This window comes from Panacibacter microcysteis, from assembly GCF_015831355.1.
GTDB classification, from domain to species: domain Bacteria; phylum Bacteroidota; class Bacteroidia; order Chitinophagales; family Chitinophagaceae; genus Panacibacter; species Panacibacter microcysteis.
The window spans coordinates 2,847,363-2,863,716 of sequence record NZ_JADWYR010000001.1 but is presented as its reverse complement, the minus strand read 5'-3'; the positions used below and the strand labels follow the sequence as shown (position 1 = coordinate 2,863,716).

Below are 16,354 nucleotides of genomic sequence, written 5' to 3'. Positions count from 1 at the left end.
ACCTGCCGGTTTTTTTAAGACTTTTTGTGCAGCACCTGTATGCACGGTTAGCTTTTAAAACATAAATCTTTTATATTTGAATTATAGCCAAAACACCTCTTCAACTGCTGATACAAAATTTATAAATATGAAACACCTTGTTGCACTCGTACTGCCCTTCCTGTTTACATTACATGTAATTGCCCAGGAAAAAAATGACGTTGTTTTAAAAGTTAATGGAGATGAACTAACCGGTAAAGTAACTGAGATTGGTGACAGTGAAATAAAATTCGTCTACAAAGGTGAAACATTGGTCTATGCTATAAAAAAATCTGATATTATCAAGATCACCTATGCCAGCGGCAGGATTGAATTCTTCAATAAACCGTCCCTTCCTTCCGAAGCAAAAGAAGACAAACCAAAGCCGGGCAGCGCTATTTCAAATGATGCAGACAGGCGCAATAAAATAGCTATTTTACCATTCACTTTTATTACAGACAAGCAGGGCGCCGGAGAAGATATGGGCTACCAGGCACAGAATGAATGTTATACCTTTCTCAGCAAACATTCAGGTGAACTTACGGTAATAGACCCACGCACTACCAATGCACTGCTTATAAAAGCCGGTGCCACAGCAGATAAAATAAGAGGCTTCACCATGGATGAACTTTGCGCCATCATCGGTGTAGAATACATTATAGATGCTACAGTAACCATGGATAAAACTTCGCAGACATCGTCGCAGTCCGGCAGCATAAAAGGCAAAGAAGAATACAACAGCAAAGACAATAAAAATGAAGTAAAGGCCAGCACCAATTCTTATTCCACCAGTGCTCAGAATTACCAGACCAAGATAACCATGAATGTGTTCACCGATAAAAATACAAACATCTTCAGCCAGGAACGCCAGTCTTTCTGGAACACCACTGATGCTTACGTAAACTCGTTACAGTTCCTGCTGAAGAAGACACCTCTTTACCGCAAGTAATTACGATCAATACCCCCTATTTCATAAATGCCAGGCCTTGTGCCGGGCATTTTTTTTGAGTATGCGCTAATCAGTTTATAGTACGCATGCCCGTGGTGTATAAGGCTCCCCGCATTTGAAACAGATGTGAATGTTAACACATTCAATGCAGGCTACTCAAACCTGATTTTACCACCCAGCAAACCTCCCAGGCCTACCCTTACTGCCACCTGGCCTTTATTGCCATTGAGGTAAGAACCCACCACATCCACACGAAACAGTTTGAGTATATTTTCAAGCCCGGCAAACACTTCTACGTAATTATTATTGTTGTTTACGTAAAACGCATTACTGCCTGCCACCAGGTTCCAGTTAAGCCGTTTGAAGAAAGGAATTTTATTGGTGAGCAAACCATTAAAATGATGCTCTATGTGTGCCGTTGAATAAAAAGAAGCCGTCGTACTGTTGGCATAATACGGTGCCACCTGGAAGCTGTTTAAATACTGGCTTGCCAGCACAATCTGGTTACCATTAAAATGCCGGTAATCCTGTATAAAAACACGCCGGTCATTTAGAAAACCACCTACGTCAAACCGGTAACTCAACTGCCCGAGCAGCTTTAGGTTCATCTGGTCTGTAATGGTAAAATTCCATTTATCAAAATCAACATCACTGCCTAAAATATTGCTGATGCCTTTCTGGTATGTAAGTGTAAACGTGGGATATTTTGAACCAAGTGGTACACGGTAATCAGGGAACTGCGCAAACTTTTGCCCGGGCTGGTATTCAAACGACGCTTCTGCAATGGCTGCCTGGTGCCTTACAAACTGACCCGTTATTTTTTCGAAAGGATAATTGGGCGTAAACTTTTGCGTGCTGTATTTAATAATCGAAAAATCTGTGGTGTTATCCAGCGGCAGCCTGTCTTCGTACAAGAGGTTAAATTTATACTTCAGGCCAGACTGCGTGCCGCCACTGTATGTAAAAGACCCAAAATAATTTTCATATACCTTCATGTAGTTGCGGTTGAAGAATAGTGTTGTTACACTATTGAACAACGGTGTTATCGGCTCATCTTTATTAAACTGGCTTACCCGTTTTCCGCCACTGATGGAAAAGTTGCTTAGTTTGAAAGAAGCATCTTCGTCTGCGGTGTTCTTTGTATCCCACCAAAAGGAACGCCTGTTATAGCGAATGGTTCCCCATGCATTCAGGTGGCCGTTACTAAAACCGTAGCGAACATGCGGTGTAAAACTGAGTTCGCGTTTTATACCCGGGTATGCCCTGCTAAAAGTAGCACTGCTGTTCAACACCAGGCCCTCTGCCGTATTGTATTGCGTTTGCCGCAACAGGCCATTCCATTGCAGTGTATGCCAGCGTTTGGGGTCGTAGTTGCTGCGTGTAAAACCATTCCACAATACATTCGTAACGCTGATCTTTCCCTGCATGCGCCGCATAGAATCGCGGTAGTTCTTTGTAAACGCAGAATCGCGCTGGTAGCGAAACATACTGTCCTTTACTTTGTAGTCCACCACTTCTTCGGGCTCTAATGGCACGGGTCTTACAGAATCCCAGTACGTAACCGGTTTTTTATTTACACCCGTGTCAAACCTTACCACTATGTTGTTGAAATATTTCTTTTTAAACGCTGGTGTTACATTGTAGTTATTAAAAACATTTAAAAAATTACCCACTGCGTTTACACCAAACTGGTTGAATGTAAAATACATTACCTGGTCTTTGGTACGCCATATTTTCGGCGCCACTTCGTATTGTATTTGTTTGATCTTAACGGTGTCGAGCAATTCAAGCTGAGATTCTTTGGTCAGCAAAAGATCCAGGCTGTAAATGCGCCAGTCGCCCTCTGTTATTTCTATCGTCCCGGAAAACAATGGTTCATATTTCCTGCGCGGCATAACTTCTATGCGGTTGATCTCTTTGCCATCTTCAAAAAAGGAACCCACGAAATGATAGCGGTAAAAACTCAACGCATTCTCTGCAATGGGCGACACATAACCACGTGGCGCCACCTGCCCGCCCATCATTACCACGTTGTTTTCATAAAAGTCTATAAAGGTGGGAAAGTTGAAACCATAACCATTGGTACCACTTTGCCTGCCAGATACTACTTCCAGCTTTACTTTATCGGGTTTCTTAAATGCAATCCTGGTAATCGATTCAGACAAAAAGATCATGCCTCTGCCGTTAGAATCCACACCCATTTGTTTCCATGTGGCACTGTCAATTTTCTGGCCCAGCACTTTGCGCGGTAATGATCTTGTTTTAAGCAGCGTCTTGATATAAGCCTCGCAGGTAAACGAATCCAGCGCCGTGCGGTATTCTTCTCTTTTCTTAATGGCATTGCGTATAATGGCATAAGCCGGGTCTTCGGCACCCGATTTTACCACTACTTCATTCAGTTTTAACTGCTGTGGAAGCAATGTAAAATCAAGCTTCAGGCCGGCAGTTTCAACCGTTATTTTTTTCTCCTGTTTTGCATAACCCACATACTGCACAATCAACGTGTAGTTACCCGCCGCAAGATCCAGCGAATAATGGCCTTCCTGGTTAGACGTAGTGCCACGGCCATTTTCTTTTACCAAGATAGATGCGAAAGCCAGCGGAAGATTTTTTTCATCGTAAACGGTACCGCTTACTTTGCCGGCAAAAGAATGTGTATTAAAACAAACGAGTAGTAAAAGCAATAAAGTTTTGTGCATATAACAGGTGCTGAAACGAAAATATTGATTACAGTTTACTCATGCACATTCCGGCTACGTTAAGATTTAGCTATAATTTTCATGGGCCCGGCAGCCGGTAGCTGTGGCATCGTCCCTTGCGTCGCACACCTGTACTGTATCTCTGTATGCAGCACCTATAACCTTACCCGCGCAACACGTTACCTGCCAGCCCACAGTACAACTTGTACAATTCAAAAAACGCAATAACCCCGATGCTGTACATTTGTTGCATGCACGGGCAGGAATATCTTAACTACAACGGGAAAATCTTTAGGGCAGATAAACTGCTCATCTCACCCAACAACCGCTCATTCAGGTATGGTGATGGTTTTTTCGAAACCATGAAAATGGTAAATGGCAAAATAGCATTGGCAGATTACCACTTTGAAAGAATGTTCCGTTCGCTTGAAATACTGCTCTTTGAGAAACCCGCCACATTTACCAAAGATGCGCTTGAACAGGCCATCACATCACTTGCGCAGAAAAACGGCCACAGCAGGCTGGCGCGTGTTCGTTTAATGATCTTTCGCGGGGATGGTGGCCTGCACGATGCGGTTAGTAATACACCTGAATATCTTATACAGACATGGCCGCTGAACCCTGCCATTAAAGACCTTAATGAGAATGGGCTGGTAACCGGCATATTTACCAGGGCAGGAAAAGCCTGTGATGACTACAGCCCTATAAAAAGCAATAACTACCTGCCTTATGTTATGGCTGCACTGTGGGCAAAAGCGGCGCGCCTGAATGATGCGATACTGCTGAACAGCCACGGCCGCATTGCTGATGCTACAATTGCAAATGTGTTTATTATTAAAGATGGTATTGTAAAAACACCTGCGCTGGCAGAAGGTTGCGTAGAAGGTGTGATGCGCCGGCATTTACTGCAATGCCTGCGGGCAGAAAACATACCGGTGGAAGAAACCATGATTACCACAGATGACCTGCTACAGGCCGGCGAAATGTTTCTTACCAACAGTGTGTATGGTTTGAAATGGGTGAAGCAGTGCAATGATAGCAATTATGTAAAAAAAATGTCTGCACTCTTTCACAGGAAGTATATCTTGAACGCCGGCTGAGCAATGCTGCATAATGAACCAACCGTACAAGTGAGTGACACAACAGGCGGTGATAGCAGCAATGCAGCTTAGTACAAAACCTTATTTAACAATCCTGTTTTTTACTGCATACATTACAAGACCGGCGGTATTTTTTACACCGATCTTCTCCAATAATTTGGTACGTATACCTTCTACCGTGCGCGGACTTAGAAAAATCTGTGCACCAATTTCATTGGCTGTTTTTTCTTCGCAGATGAGTTTGAGCACTTCAATTTCGCGGCTCGTCAGGTCAATGTCTTTGTTGAATACCGGTTTGAGAAAATTTTTGTGCAGCACCTTTCGCAACAAAGCTTTGTTTACAAAATCGTTGAAGTAATAACCATTTTCGCATGCGGTAATGATGGCCGTTTTAATTTCTTCCGGCTCTGCATTCTTTAGCAGGTAGCCGTTTGCGCCGGTCTCCATCAGGTGAATAACATATTTTTCATCATCCATCATGGTAATGATAATGATCCTGACGTCGATATTCCTTTTGCGTAATTCGATGGTTGTTTCAATACCATCCATCTCAGGCATTTTAAGATCGAGCAACACCACATCTGGCTTTGCCCTGGCAATGTTGGCAAGCAGGTCTTTGCCATTTTCTGCCTCGAGTACCAGCTTTAGTGCAGGCATATCTTCCAGCGCGCTGATGACACCGCGGCGAAAAATTTTGTGGTCATCAGCAATGGCATACCGTATATGTTTTTGCATATGTGTGGGTTTATGCGGAAAAAGGAATTTTTACTGTGATGGTGTTGGTTAAGTTATCGTTTTTTTGGTACAATACATCACCTTTCAGTATATTAAGCCGGTTCTGCATATTCTTCAGACCCAAACCCTGTGAATGATATAACTTTTCTTCGTACTCCTGCTGGCCAAGTCCATTGCCGTTGTATTTAAAATGCACTTCCAGCGCATCTGTTTGCTGTACCACCGAATAATAGATGTATGTGGCCCCGGAGTGTTTGATCACATTATTGGTAACCTCCTGCACGATACGAAAAACAGCCAGTTCCTTATCTGCAGGCATGCGGCTGATAGCGTCTTCCACGGTGAGCGTTGCAGTAAAAACAGGTGGCTGGTTGATCTTATTACAGAAATGCTGGATGGTGCTTTCGAGACCAAAATCTGCAATAAGCATGGGCTGCAGGTTTGAAGAAATATTGCGTACTGTTTTAATGCTTTCATCCAACAGGTCTTTAGACTGGTTGAGGAGTTTTATTTTGCTGTCGCTGTTTAAATGCTCGGGCTGCACCTGGCTCAGGTAAAGTTTTACGGTAGACAGCAGGGCACCTACTTCATCGTGTAATTCTGCTGAAATACGTTTGCGTTCGGCTTCTTCTGATTCTATAGCGGCAACCGTAAGTTTCTTTTGCTGCGCCTCGTTTACTTCTTTCAGCTGCAACTGGTATTGTATTACTTTTCGCTGGTGGATAAGCACAAAGAAAACGATCGTGAGCAATAAGGCTATCATGACGATTGTACCATAGATTATAAGAGAGACAATATTTATTTGTTCCTCGTGCATAGAATAGCTTTTGCAAACAAAATATTGGTTAAGAGAATAAGCAAATCCGCTACGATCCAGATAGATTCTGCAAAGCTCCAAAGCATATCAGATGTTGTTTTATTACCCTCTTTCACCATGTATTCTGCCTGCAGGCAAAGATCTCTGTAATTTGTAAATAAGAAAAAGTTACCACCACAGTAAATAAATATGCCGGTAATAATCCAGAACGATGGTTCCTGGTAAATAAAATAATCTTTCGGCTGTATGATCTGCATACAATAATAATAAATACAATAAGAGATCAGCAACAATGCACTAAGCGAGGAAGTGCGGCTGTCATAATACTTTAAGCCCCCTGAAACAGTTGAATTATAAACGGCAAAAAAAAGTACTGCAATCATAATAAGATAACTTGTGTACCATATCCGTTTATTGCTTATAAATTGGTTAATGAGCAATGCAAAACAGCAAAAAGTAAACACAGTAATTGCTACATATACAAGGATATTGTCTTTTGCAAAGCCCTTATAAAAATTAGCAAAACCGGCCAGCAGCATGTAAACAAAAAAATAAACCAGCAGGACAGTTACCCACCTGCCCCGCGGTTTTATGACCATGCATGTGGCCAAAGGAATTACAGGGGATAATGTTTCAATGAAAGGGAATAAGATGTGCATAGTACAGATTGTCAGGGTTTTTTCATAAGTATAGATACTGCTGCTCTCAGGAATTAAGCGCATTCCTCGTGTTTGGCGGTGGAGGATGAGGGCCGGAAGCATAAACTGTTTCTATGTTATCAGACTGTTTACCGCCGTTTATAGCATAGGCATAAAAAAGGATATCTTCAGTGGCAATGTTCGCGTTATCGGCAGAATCGCTCTCCCCGGCACCGAATAAGGCACTTTTTTCGAATTGCTCATCTTTGTTCAGGTCCCTGAACTTTGTGGGCACTAAAATTAATTGATGCGCTGTTTTTTTATCCGGCCCATAGCCTTCTCCAATGTAGATGTGGATGCCTTTCACTTCAGGCACAACCAGAAATTTTTCCAGCACATTCAATGGAATGAAAAAAGCCTGGGATTCGACAGTTTTTCGGGACGCACGGTAAGCTTTCGTAAGCTGAACGGCCTCCTTTAGCGTGATTTTTTTTAAATCTAAATTTTCCATGACGAATGTTTTTGATGAGTAATGTTCACACTAAAAGTACAAACTATCAATATACTTTTTTGCAATATGTAATGACAGATCAACTTTTAAGCTTCCAGTCATTTTCCCGGAAACACCGTACTGTATTGAGTTACAGCCGGTATAGCTCCTGCAATTTTCAGTACTTACCTGTACTATTTTACGCATTAGTACTACAATTACTCCTGTTTCACGTACGTATTTTTACGCTTGTTGTTAAAGCAAATCTGTTGTACGTGCTGCCAGTGTAATTGATCACCCATCAACCTTTTCGCACAATCTTTGTTTAAGCAAAACAAAAGACGGCAGATGGCAACAGTAAACATAATGTGGTTCAGGCGGGATTTGCGTTTAGACGATAATGCAGCACTCTATCATGCACTAAAAAGCAAACACCCGGTGGTACCGGTTTTTATATTTGACACAAATATTCTTGATGAGCTGGAAGACAAAAAAGACAGGCGGCTGGCATTTATCAGGCTGGCGCTGGAGGAGATGCAGCAAACACTGGAAAAACACCACAGCAGCCTTGAAGTATTCTATGATACACCTTTAAATGCATATAAAGCGCTTACAAAAAAATATACCATCGAAACCGTGTACGCCAATGAAGATTACGAACAGTATGCACTTGACCGTGATGCAGCCATTATAGACCTGCTGCAGCAGCACAATGCTTCCCTTAAACTATACAAAGACCAGGTTATACTTGCACGCGAAGAAGTGCTGAAAGATGATGGCAAACCTTACACTGTTTTTACGCCATACAGCCGCCGCTGGAAAGCTACGCTCACAGATTTTCACCTGCAAAGCTACCCGACAGAAAAGTACTTCGGTAATTTTCATAAAAGCAAACCGCACAGGATACCTTCGCTGGAAAGCATGGGCTTTGAACAAACAGATGACCAGTTTCCGCCGGCAAATGTGCGTACAACCATTATAGAGCAATACCATAAAACAAGAGATTTTCCGGGAATACCCGGCACCAGCCGCATGGGTGTGCACCTTCGTTTTGGAACCATCAGCATTCGCAAACTTGCCACAAAGGCCAAAGCGTTAAATGAAACATACCTCAATGAACTCATCTGGCGGGATTTTTATCAAATGATTCTCTGGCACTTTCCGCATGTGCGTAAAGAAAAAGCCTTCAGACCGGAATACGATAATATTAAGTGGAGCTACGACGAAAAGCTTTTTAAAGCCTGGTGCGATGGGCAAACCGGTTACCCCATTGTAGATGCAGGCATGCGTGAGCTTAACGCTACCGGATTTATGCACAACCGCGTACGGATGATCACTGCTTCATTCCTGAGCAAACATTTGCTCATAGACTGGCGGTTGGGCGAAGCTTACTTTGCTAAAAAGCTGCTCGATTTTGATTATGCAGCCAACAATGGCGGCTGGCAATGGGCAGCAGGCTGCGGCTGCGATGCAGCACCTTATTTCCGTGTATTTAACCCTACACTGCAAACACAGAAGTTCGATAAGGATCTGAAGTATATACGCAAATGGGTGCCTGAGTTTGAAAGCTTTGAATACGTAAAACCCATTGTTGAGCATGATGCCGCAAGGAAACGCGCTATTGAAGTGTATAGCAAGGCGGTGCGCAAAAGCTAGTGCTATAAAATATTTACCCGGCAATCGTTTTCATGGCATCGCCTGTTGTGTCACTCACTTGTGCGTTCCGTTTGTTATGGCGACTGAAGCGATCTTTTTCAACAGGGCTGCTTTTTTTCTACGGTATAATTGTTTAACTACACAGGTAAGGCTTATTGCGCCGGTGGTTGCCGCGCAAAGAACAGGAAGTACAAGAGTGCGACGCAACGAAGATCAATCGAAGTGGTGCTGCCGGGCTCAAAAAAATAAACGATTAGTATTGCATAAGCATTTCGTTAAGTGTATGTATAACTTGTTGTTCTCTCTCGGCATATGAACCACTAACAACTTTACAAAGAATTTTTCTCTTGTCCAGTTGCGCAGTAAAAATCTCCATCATTATATTACGCCTATCACCAAAGTCTCTTATATAGTCTGCAATCCACGGCACATCAATATTCATAAGAAAGTAAATATCATATGGCGTTTGTAATTCAATATTTAAAAGTTCAGCCGGCACTTCTCCAAGATAATGTTGAGAATAGATTTGTGTAGTAATAACATCGGTGTCACAAAACAAGAACTTATTTGCAGTCAATAATTTTGTTTGATAATCTTGAAACTGCTTCGTGGCAATCTTTATAATATCGGTTTTGGTAAATTCATTTGAAGTTAGCATTGCTCTCGCCGCTTCGGAAACCCATTGCGTGTTAAAGATTGCTGACATACGGCTTGCCATATACGTTTTACCGGTACTCTCCGGCCCAAAAAAACAGATCTTCTTTACAAAGTATGGTCGAACAATATCCGGGATAAAATTCCAGTAAGTAAAGGGCTTTGTTCTTATGAGTGTTGCCGAAACAGGCACCAAGGCTCTTGTAACATCAAATGGAATATGCGTGGCAGCCAAGCTTTCAGCAAAGGGTTCTCCGTAGGATTCTGAACTAAATACATAAGATATAGGTGGATAAACTTGCTGGATACGTTTGGCCCATAACTTTGTGCGCTCATACAACGGCAGGTTTTCATTGTCGAAATCGTCCTTTATGAGGTAACATTTTATGAAAAGGTTTGATGAGAAAATGTGCTGCAACCAGCTAAAGCGTAGCTGTGGATTGATTGCATCGTAATGTGTATAGCTCATGGACACGATCAATTCATCGCACCTTTCCGCAGCATAGTTGATCAATGCGATATGACCATGATGTAAAGGCATGAATTTTCCTATAACAAGTCCTCTTTTCATACCGGTTTTGAAGCGTAGCTTTTATACTCTTTTGCCCAGTGCATTAAACCATAGGCAGCGATGATCGTGAAGATGAGGTATTCGAGGCTGTAAAATTTTACGCCTTTGATGTAATATAAAAATGTGGCCACTATGTCTACGATGATCCAGATGATCCAGGATTCGATCTTTTTTTCGATCATGTAAAATGTGGTGAGCACGCTCATTACAGTTATAAATGAATCTATGTAAGGAAAAGCACTGGGCTGCGCAAACACAGCGGGAAACCAGTGGTGCAGGTTACTGGCAAACTGCCCCAGTAAATATGTTCCAAGTGTAGCAATGATTACTGCAAGTACCAGTTGCTTACGGCTCATATAACTTACTTTCAACTGCTGCTTTTTATCTGCTTCTGCAGGTTTGGGGTTGGCCCATCTCCACCAGCCAATAATGTTGGTAACAAAGAAAAAGCATTGCAAAAACATGTCGGGGTATAACTGCACCTGGTAATATAAAATGCCTGCAAGTATCACATTAACGATGCCCACGGGCCAGCTTAGTAAATGCGCTTTTGCGGAAAGCCATACTGCGATCAGCCCAAAAAGTACACCGGTAAATTCTATATAGCTCATGGAATAACCCAAAAGGTTGAAGAACTCGGTATTGACATCAAAAAAATTATGCACGCAGTTTTAATTTAAGATGCGATAAAAATATTGTCTTTGGCAATACTGGTATTGTTGATCTTTTCGAATACTTCAATAAAAGCTGCTACCGCTTTTTTGCCAGCAGCACCAAGATCGACAGAATAATTGTTTACATAAAGATCTATATGCTGCCGCATAACACTTTCACTCATTTCCTGCGAATGCATGCTTACATACTCCGCCAGTTGCTCATGATGATTGGCATACGCATGTTCAACACTTTGCTTTATCAGCTTATCGGCTTGTTGTATAAGAGCTACAGGCAGGTTCCTGCGCGCCACAATGCCACCCAGTGGTATTGGCGCATGGGTTTGTGTTTCCCAGTATTCGCCAAGGTCGGCCACTTTGTGCAAACCCTTCAGGTGATACGTAAAACGGTTTTCATGAATGATCACACCTGCATCAACACTTCCACTTAAAACTGCATTTTCTATTTCATGAAATACTTTGAACACTTTATTTTTTACCTGCGGGTATGCCAGTGAAAAAAGCATGTGCGCTGTAGTATTCAAACCAGGAATGGCCACAGTACTTTCATTGTTGATAACTGTTGATGCATCTTTGGTGATAAGCAATGGCCCCACTCCTTTTCCCAATGCACCACCGCTGTTTAAAACAATATATTCTTTCAACACCAGTGGTAACACACCATAGCTGATCTTTGAAAGATGAAGCCTGCCTTGCTTTGCCCATTCATTGAGCGTTTGTACATCTTCCAGCACCATATCAAAGACAAGCCCCCCGGTATCAATCTTATTGTTTACGAGTGCATCGAAAATGAAGGTGTCATTTGGGCATGGAGAAAAACCAAGTGTAAGTTTCATAACAATGTGAATAGCTGCAAAATTAACCGGCAGAACATTTAAAACACGTTAACCCATTTCATATAGTTTGTGAATATATTCCATCACGCTGTTGTTGAGGTTGGTGATAGCTGTGCCGATGGCCCATTTTGTCTTGTCGCGCTCACCAATGTAATTGCTTACAGCACGCATTTGCAAAAAAGGGATGTTCATTTCCCTGCATACATAATGCAATGCTGCGCCTTCCATGCTTTCCAGTACAGGATTGTATTTTTTAGCGAGTAACTGTATGCGTTGTGCACTGGTTGAAACCTCGTTTACTGTAATGGCCGTTACTTCCTGCAGTTGCAACAGGTTATATTTTTCGAGGTGGTGATTGGGTAACCGTTTTTTCTCAAACGGCGGGTAGCCCGGCTTCTCCAGTTTAAGATCAAAAATATCTTTCCATTTACCTTCTTCTTCCACGCCGGTATTACCCAGTATCTCCTCTTTTACTGCCAGCACGGCCCCCAAAGGCACAGCATGATCAAAACAACCTGCAATACCCACCTGCACAATAAGATCGGGTTTATCCTCGTACACAAGTCTTGCTAAAGCCACTGCATTGGCAAGCATACCCACGCCACCCTGGTGAAATACAACCTTCATGCGTTTACTTTCAGAGGTGTACAACGCATCTATCTTAAGAAAAGAAGGCATCCATTCTTCAATTGTGGCTGCTGTAATGTAGATGCGCATGGAATGGTAATTTGTATCCCGCAAAAATGGTGGAAAATGTTTACAGAACAGGGCTTGCGGGCAACTTTCTTTGTAGTGCCTGACACAGCCTGGTCATTAACTTGCAGAAACGAATAAAATGTTTCCTGCGCAGCAAAAAAACAGATAGCTTTCCGCACTAAAGTAAAGCTGCATATGAAACCTTTGATAGTGTTATGCTTCCTCGTTGTTTTGATCAATACCAATGCCCAGACTTACCAGTTGTTGTCTCCTGACAATACCATCAAAACCATTATTCACACCGCACCACAATTAAGTTGGGAGTTGTTGGTTGATAACAGGCCAATACTGTCGCCTTCCCTGATAAACCTGGATTTTGCCAATACACCTGCAACAACATTTGCAGTAAAGCGCACACAAACACGAACTGTTCATGAAACCATAGTGGCGCAGGTGCCGGTAAGCAGAAAAAATATTCCCGACCACTACAATGAACTTACCATCACATTCAAAAACAATATAGCAGTTATTTTCAGGGCCTATAATGATGGTGTGGCATATCGTTTGGCAACCACGTTCAAAGATTCCGTTACAGTAATTAATGAAACAGCGCAGTTCAACTTTGGCAGTAGCGCTGTTGCCTATGCACCATTGGTAGTAAAACGCCCCGGGCAGGATGTGTACCATACCAGCTTTGAAGAATTGTATGCACACAAACCTGTTGACAGTTTTACCAATGCGCAGTATATGTTTACCCCTGTACTTGCAGAGGCAAACAACATCAAAGTTGCCATTACAGAATCTGATCTTGATGATTATCCCGGCATGTTTCTACAGGGCACCGGTACAAACAGTTTCAGTGCGACTTTTGCACCATACCCGCTTGAAGAAAAAGTAGCAGAAGGAGATTACCCGCAAAAGATTGTTACAAAAAGAGCCGGTTACATTGCCCGTACAAACGGTACACGCCACTTTCCGTGGCGTGCATTACTGGTTGCAAAGAAAGACAAGGAATTACCGGCCAACGACCTGGTGTACAGGCTCGCTGAGCCTTCTGTTGTGCGTGATGCATCATGGATACACCCGGGCAAATGCACCGATGAATGGATCATTGATGTAAACCTCTTTAATGTACCTTTTGAATCCGGCATAAACACAGCAAGCTATAAATACTATATCGACTTCGCGAAGCAATTCGGCTTTGACCGTATTATGATGGATGCCGGCTGGAGCAATACCAAAGACCTTTTCAGTATCAATCCAAACATTAATATGGATACCATTGCCGCCTATGCAAGATCAAAAGGTATTAAACTGAGTATGTGGACGCTGGCTATGACCCTCGACCGACAACTGGACAGCGCCCTGAAACAGTTTCAAAGATGGGGTGTGGATTTTATTATGACAGACTTTATTGACCGGGATGACCAGCCCGCTGTTAACTTTCATAAACGTATAGCACAGGCCTGTGCTGATGCAAAGATCATGATCATGTTCCACGGCACTTACCCGCCAAAAGGTATCAACCGCACTTATCCCAACTGCATTACCAAAGAAGCAATACTGGGCAGTGAGTACAATGCTTGGAGCGATAAACCTTCGGCCACACACAACCTTACTATTCCTTTTACGCGTATGCTTGCCGGCCCGCTGGATTATGAGCCCGGCTTACTCGACAATGCCACACCGCAGCAGTTTCGCCCGATATGGGGTAAAGTAATGAGCCAGACCACACGCTGCCAGCAGCTCGCCATGTTTGTCGTGTACGATAATCCATTGCAGATATTCAGTGGTAATCCATCGCAGGGTCTAACTGAGCCCGCCTTTATGCAGCTACTCGGCAGCCTACCCACCACCTGGGATACTACAGTTATAGCTGATGCTGCTATTGCGAAATATATAGTGACTGCCCGCCGCCATGGCAACAATTGGTTTATTGCGGGCATGACAGACAGCACCGCCAGAGATCTGCAACTTGATCTATCTTTTCTTGAGGCAGGCAAATACAACGCAACCATTTGCAAAGACGGCATTAATGCACACCGCAATGCAATGGATTATGTGATTGAAGAAACAACATTGGTCGCTAATGATGCATTGCAAATACATCTTGCACCCGGTGGAGGGTTTCTGGTGCGATTGAGGAAAGAATAATGATGTAACCAGCAGTATTTTTTTATGGCATCGGCTGTTGCGTCGCACTCTTGTGCATCATAATATAAATTTTCTAAAAAAATTGCTTAAAAATTTAAGAATAATTAATATTTTAGTTTAGTGTTTAACCCAATTCCTTTGTATAATCCTCTATTTGTCAGCATAGTTCCTCCTTCTTGTTTATGAGTTTTGTTGTTAATGCACTTATGGTGAAAAAGGTTACTTCATCAATGAAGTTGTCTTTTTCAGATTTAAAAAGGTGTTTAAAAACGTCTCTTTTCATCTATGTGCAATTAAGTGTCGATTAATAAAGTTTTCAAAGTCAAATTATTTTATTTAACTCAAATTAAATTTATGAAAAAGGTATTTTTTATTGGACTCTCTATTTTCTTTAAACAAGCCATTTATAGCCAAGACGTAAGGATATACCATGGCGAAAAATCTGAATCCGTTTTTTTAAAACAAAATGAGAAATTAGAAGATGTCAGCAAAGAACCAGTCAAAATAATTAGAAATGTAGACGGAATTGTTTCAATAAGTATACTAAACCCGAATCCTTTTTTTTACAACTATGAAATTAAGACAGAAGACGTAGATATTGTAGATGATTATTCAGATCAATTTTCAGAGTTAGTAAAATTAATAACTTCTATGCCAGAAATTTCTGACCATTTTAAAGGTGCGCGGATTGCTCCTACAACATTTAATCAATATAAAACATCTTTAGAAACATTACATGGCGAAATAAAGACTGCTAAACTGGCAATTCAAAAATCTGATCAGCCTGAATCTGTGAAAGAAGCTTTTGACAGGTCAATCAATAATGATGGACGAGGATTTAGAGCTGCAATTGAAACAATACAAAAAATTTCCTTAGACAAAGGTCATTTCAATAGTCAAACATTAGAGAAAGATTTAAATGACATGCTTGAAACTGCCATTAAAGATGGGAGTTTTAATACCGATTTAAATTTAGGAGCTGTTGGCTCTAATCCAACATTAGAAGGATTATTCAAAGAAGCCTTTCAACACTTAAACAATAATTTAGCATCATTAGTTAAGCAAATAATTGATGTAACAAAACGTGACAGGATAATAAGATTTCAGGTACCTGTCAAAGAAAACAAAAAAACAACGGTAAAATTAATAATAACAAAAGTCAATGATAAAGACAATATTGACAGAGAATTATTAAATGAAGAAGTCGCTGTAATTCTGCCTCTGTATGTAAGAAAAAGGTTTGAGATAGTTCCTATAGTAAACCTTATATTCCAAAACAATCGGCAAAAATTTTCCGTAGAAAATAATCTTGTAAAAAGTGCACCTGATAATGATGCTATTTTTAATATTGGTGCAATGGCTTTAATGAATTTTGCTTCTTTTGGTGAACTTAAGGAATATGGTGTTGGTTTTGGAATAGGATATTCATTGCAACCTGAAGGTAATGCCAGTAGCTTTTTTGCAATTCCATCTTTATCGTATAAAAGTATAATTAGAGTAGGTTTCGGATTTGGATATAATTTAGCTCCGGTAGGATTAAAAAATGGAGCATACGTAGGTGAGCCTCTTCCAACTAATATAACTAATATAGAAGATGTTATTGATTATAAAAGAAAACCCGCAGCAGTTTTTACAATTGCAATTTCTGGCTTAAAACTTTAAACTAC

The 16,354-nt window shown here is 41.5% G+C and carries 14 protein-coding genes; 5 read left to right on the top strand and 9 right to left on the bottom strand.

The window, feature by feature from the left end; all coding sequences use genetic code 11:
- Window positions 1-127 precede the first annotated feature (127 nt).
- Window positions 128-967 (top strand): hypothetical protein, encoded by an 840-nt coding sequence (locus I5907_RS11725; protein WP_196990897.1) that lies wholly within the window; start codon window positions 128-130, stop codon window positions 965-967.
- A gap of 152 nt (window positions 968-1,119) precedes the next feature.
- Here I5907_RS11725 and I5907_RS11720 read toward each other — a convergent pair whose 3' ends face one another.
- Window positions 1,120-3,666: a DUF5686 and carboxypeptidase regulatory-like domain-containing protein gene (locus I5907_RS11720; RefSeq protein WP_196990896.1), complete on the bottom strand. Its 2,547-nt coding sequence runs from the start codon at window positions 3,664-3,666 to the stop codon at window positions 1,120-1,122.
- Window positions 3,667-3,917: 251 nt separating this feature from the next.
- Here I5907_RS11720 and I5907_RS11715 point away from each other — a divergent pair, with 251 nt between their 5' ends.
- A complete protein-coding gene (locus I5907_RS11715) occupies window positions 3,918-4,766 on the top strand; it encodes an aminotransferase class IV (protein WP_196990895.1) in 849 nt (282 codons plus the stop codon).
- Window positions 4,767-4,847: 81 nt separating this feature from the next.
- On the opposite strand, the gene I5907_RS11710 is transcribed toward I5907_RS11715, so the two are convergent.
- The 4 genes from I5907_RS11710 to I5907_RS11695 form a co-directional block, all read right to left on the bottom strand.
- Window positions 4,848-5,501: a response regulator transcription factor gene (locus I5907_RS11710; protein WP_196990894.1), complete on the bottom strand. Its 654-nt coding sequence runs from the start codon at window positions 5,499-5,501 to the stop codon at window positions 4,848-4,850.
- A gap of 10 nt (window positions 5,502-5,511) precedes the next feature.
- On the bottom strand, window positions 5,512-6,318 hold the full coding sequence (locus I5907_RS11705) for a sensor histidine kinase (RefSeq protein ID WP_196990893.1): 807 nt from the start codon (window positions 6,316-6,318) through the stop codon (window positions 5,512-5,514).
- Window positions 6,300-6,701 (bottom strand): hypothetical protein, encoded by a 402-nt coding sequence (locus tag I5907_RS11700; RefSeq protein WP_196990892.1) that lies wholly within the window; start codon window positions 6,699-6,701, stop codon window positions 6,300-6,302. The genes I5907_RS11705 and I5907_RS11700 overlap by 19 nt, the downstream gene beginning before the upstream one ends.
- 322 nt (window positions 6,702-7,023) lie before the next feature.
- The gene (locus I5907_RS11695; protein WP_196990891.1) at window positions 7,024-7,467 is read right to left on the bottom strand and encodes a hypothetical protein; all 444 of its coding nucleotides are present in this window, start codon (window positions 7,465-7,467) and stop codon (window positions 7,024-7,026) included.
- Window positions 7,468-7,794: 327 nt separating this feature from the next.
- Between I5907_RS11695 and I5907_RS11690 the strand changes: the two genes are divergently transcribed.
- The gene (locus I5907_RS11690) at window positions 7,795-9,102 is read left to right on the top strand and encodes a cryptochrome/photolyase family protein (RefSeq protein ID WP_196990890.1); all 1,308 of its coding nucleotides are present in this window, start codon (window positions 7,795-7,797) and stop codon (window positions 9,100-9,102) included.
- A 253-nt stretch (window positions 9,103-9,355) separates the two neighbouring features.
- Here I5907_RS11690 and I5907_RS11685 read toward each other — a convergent pair whose 3' ends face one another.
- The 4 genes from I5907_RS11685 to mqnB are packed head-to-tail and all read right to left on the bottom strand — an operon-like array spanning window position 9,356 to window position 12,554.
- Window positions 9,356-10,327 (bottom strand): AAA family ATPase, encoded by a 972-nt coding sequence (locus I5907_RS11685; RefSeq protein WP_196990889.1) that lies wholly within the window; start codon window positions 10,325-10,327, stop codon window positions 9,356-9,358.
- The gene (gene pnuC / locus I5907_RS11680) at window positions 10,324-10,992 is read right to left on the bottom strand and encodes a nicotinamide riboside transporter PnuC (protein ID WP_346266780.1); all 669 of its coding nucleotides are present in this window, start codon (window positions 10,990-10,992) and stop codon (window positions 10,324-10,326) included. Before pnuC ends, I5907_RS11685 begins: the two co-directional genes overlap by 4 nt.
- An 11-nt stretch (window positions 10,993-11,003) precedes the next feature.
- Window positions 11,004-11,837 carry a 1,4-dihydroxy-6-naphtoate synthase gene (locus tag I5907_RS11675; RefSeq protein ID WP_196990888.1) on the bottom strand — a complete coding sequence of 278 codons (834 nt, stop codon included), beginning with the start codon at window positions 11,835-11,837 and terminating at the stop codon, window positions 11,004-11,006.
- A gap of 48 nt (window positions 11,838-11,885) precedes the next feature.
- Window positions 11,886-12,554: a futalosine hydrolase gene (mqnB, locus tag I5907_RS11670; RefSeq protein ID WP_196990887.1), complete on the bottom strand. Its 669-nt coding sequence runs from the start codon at window positions 12,552-12,554 to the stop codon at window positions 11,886-11,888.
- Between the two features lie 174 nt (window positions 12,555-12,728).
- Here mqnB and I5907_RS11665 point away from each other — a divergent pair, with 174 nt between their 5' ends.
- Both I5907_RS11665 and I5907_RS11660 read left to right on the top strand, forming a co-directional pair.
- Window positions 12,729-14,687 (top strand): glycoside hydrolase family 97 protein, encoded by a 1,959-nt coding sequence (locus tag I5907_RS11665; protein WP_196990886.1) that lies wholly within the window; start codon window positions 12,729-12,731, stop codon window positions 14,685-14,687.
- Between the two features lie 354 nt (window positions 14,688-15,041).
- Window positions 15,042-16,349 carry a hypothetical protein gene (locus tag I5907_RS11660; RefSeq protein WP_196990885.1) on the top strand — a complete coding sequence of 436 codons (1,308 nt, stop codon included), beginning with the start codon at window positions 15,042-15,044 and terminating at the stop codon, window positions 16,347-16,349.
- The last annotated feature ends 5 nt before the right edge of the window (window positions 16,350-16,354 follow it).